Source organism: Parasutterella muris (assembly GCF_943193095.1).
Taxonomy (GTDB): domain Bacteria; phylum Pseudomonadota; class Gammaproteobacteria; order Burkholderiales; family Burkholderiaceae_F; genus Parasutterella; species Parasutterella muris.
Window position 1 is genome coordinate 1 of record NZ_CALPCV010000062.1, and the last position, 2,132, is coordinate 2,132.

The following is a 2,132-nucleotide window of genomic DNA, read 5'->3' on the forward strand; positions in this document are numbered from 1 at the left end:
CATTAGTGTAGATATCTGTTCTTCAACTTTCATTGTTGACTCCCTAAGTAGTCAACTTTTTTCAGGACAAGACAGTATGCGACTATAAAGGACATAGCAATTCCAGTGCTTGGAAAAAAGAAAATGAGTGAGATATCTAGACAAGATGTTCTAGATGTGCTCAAACCCATTTGGATGACGCGCAATGAAACAGCTTCACGTCTCAGAGGCCGGCTGGAGAACATATTCGCATACGCTGTTAGTGATGGTTTGATGGCCTACAACCCTGCATTATGGAGAGGTAATTTAGATAGAGAACTTCCCCCTCCTTCCAAGGTTCAAAACGCAGGTCACTTGGAGGCTATGCCGTTAAAAGAACTGCAGGAGAAAATCCACTGTTTTCTGCCTCCCAAGAATCGAACGAGACAGGTAATTTTGTTTACCATACTAACGGCCTCTCGTGTGGGAGAATCGGCCCCTGCCCGATGGGATGAGATAGATTGGGAAAATAAAATATGGTCGGTGCCTCCTGAAAGACGAAAAGATCAAAAGAAATACCCCCATAGGGTGCCTTTAAGCAGACAGGCAATAGAGCTTTTAAAAGGGATAGAACGAAAAGGCGATTTAATTTTTTGTATCGACGCCTCCAACCAAGGCAGTAAATACTCTCTTCGCCCACTGCTTCAAAGAATGACCGGTACCAAGGCTACCATGCACGGATTCAGATCGACGTTTAGGGATTGGGCGGCAGAGAACGGGGTTCCCGACACAGTGGCTGAAAAATGTTTGATGCACACAACAGGAAACGCTGTCGTCCAGGCATATCAGCGTTCCGATCTGCTGGAGCAACGCCGCGAGGTAATGCAGGCGTGGGCGGATGCGGTATTCGAAAAGTACAAAGAACTGTAGATTTGACCTGCTTTAATGAGAAGAACAAAAGTATTGAACATTCTGATTTATATTGTTTTCTTGTAAGTTTTAACTTACAATGAACGTCATGATAGTTAAAGAACTTCCTTCATTTTCACACTGGATACGAAGTATCCGGGACCGCCAAATGCGAAACAGGATCCTCGATAGAATCGCTAGGTTATCAGATGGTTTGTTTGGTGATTCGCATTCTGTAGGAAGCGGAGTCTCAGAGTTAAGACTTAACTTTGGTCCAGGATATCGTGTGTACTACACAATACGAGGAGATGAAATTGTTATTCTCTTGATTGGTGGAGATAAAAGCAGCCAGTCAAGAGATATTGAGAAGGCGAAATCTTTAGCAAAGGAAATACTATGATCAACATTTCAGAACTGAAAACTTTTGACGCGGCCGAATACTTAGAAACCGAAGAAGATATAGCTGATTTTTTAGATGAAGCGTTTAAGTCTGGCAATGCAAAACATATTGCGAGCGCAATCGGCATAGCAGCGAGAGCCAAGGGAATGACAGAAATAGCTCAAAAATGCGGCATTCGTCGCGAACATCTCTATCAAGCCCTTGGAGATAACGGCAACCCTACTCTTCAGACACTTTTGCCGGTTCTAAGTGCACTCGGCCTTCAGCTGACGGTTTCAGCCAGCCATGCCTAACTGGAGGTTTTAGTTTTTTTGAATCAATTTTAGGGCGTGTTAATTGTTAAAAAAGACAACAAGAAATAACGATTAGGCGCCCCGCGAACACGTGCGGGGCTTAATTTTTACCTAGGGACAGTCCCTATCTATGGTTTCTGCGCAGTTGTACGAAAGAACCGTACAACAAATCTTGCCCGTTGTGACAATCAAACGAGGTTTTAGTTTATTCAAAAAAACTTGTAACAACTAAAAAGCATTCTAAAATGTAGACAAATGGGTTGCAGCTGTGCGGCCGGCGTAAGGGGATTGAAGCTGTTCAGTTCCCTTTCTGCTTTACTCCCTCTCGTTTATTTGTGGTTCTGCTCACAGAATTTAATTGCCTGCTCAGCTCGGTCGAGTAACTCTTTACCTTCTGTTGCCAGTCTGAGACATCGATTACGCTCCCGATCGGCGTTGGTTTTGGACATTCTCTCAATTGCGGCGAGCTGGTTGTGCATCCTGTCAAGCTCGTTACGAGAAGCAGACTCAGCAACCCTAAGCTCAGCCATAGCAACCGCATCAGAGGTTTGCTTGGTTTTGAATTCCTCAAT

The 2,132-nt window shown here is 44.1% G+C and carries 4 protein-coding genes; 3 read left to right on the top strand and 1 reads right to left on the bottom strand.

Going from position 1 to position 2,132, the window contains the following annotated elements; translation table 11 throughout:
* Window positions 1-84: 84 nt before the first annotated feature.
* From NFR90_RS11510 to NFR90_RS11520, 3 genes are all read left to right on the top strand, one after another.
* Complete coding sequence (locus NFR90_RS11510) at window positions 85-888, top strand: tyrosine-type recombinase/integrase (protein ID WP_371873899.1); 804 nt, start codon at window positions 85-87, stop codon at window positions 886-888.
* A gap of 88 nt (window positions 889-976) precedes the next feature.
* Window positions 977-1,267: a type II toxin-antitoxin system RelE/ParE family toxin gene (locus tag NFR90_RS11515; protein WP_277612821.1), complete on the top strand. Its 291-nt coding sequence runs from the start codon at window positions 977-979 to the stop codon at window positions 1,265-1,267.
* The gene (locus NFR90_RS11520; RefSeq protein WP_251453145.1) at window positions 1,264-1,560 is read left to right on the top strand and encodes an addiction module antidote protein; all 297 of its coding nucleotides are present in this window, start codon (window positions 1,264-1,266) and stop codon (window positions 1,558-1,560) included. Before NFR90_RS11515 ends, NFR90_RS11520 begins: the two co-directional genes overlap by 4 nt.
* Window positions 1,561-1,889: 329 nt before the next feature.
* On the opposite strand, the gene NFR90_RS11525 is transcribed toward NFR90_RS11520, so the two are convergent.
* A partial coding sequence (locus NFR90_RS11525) for a hypothetical protein (protein ID WP_251453147.1) occupies window positions 1,890-2,132 on the bottom strand: 243 nt, incomplete at its 5' end.

Coding starts and splice junctions, on each gene's coding strand:
- NFR90_RS11520 (WP_251453145.1), top strand. CDS start 1,264: ATGATCAACATTTCAGAACTGAAAACTTTTGACGCGGCCGAATACTTA.
- NFR90_RS11515 (WP_277612821.1), top strand. CDS start 977: ATGATAGTTAAAGAACTTCCTTCATTTTCACACTGGATACGAAGTATC.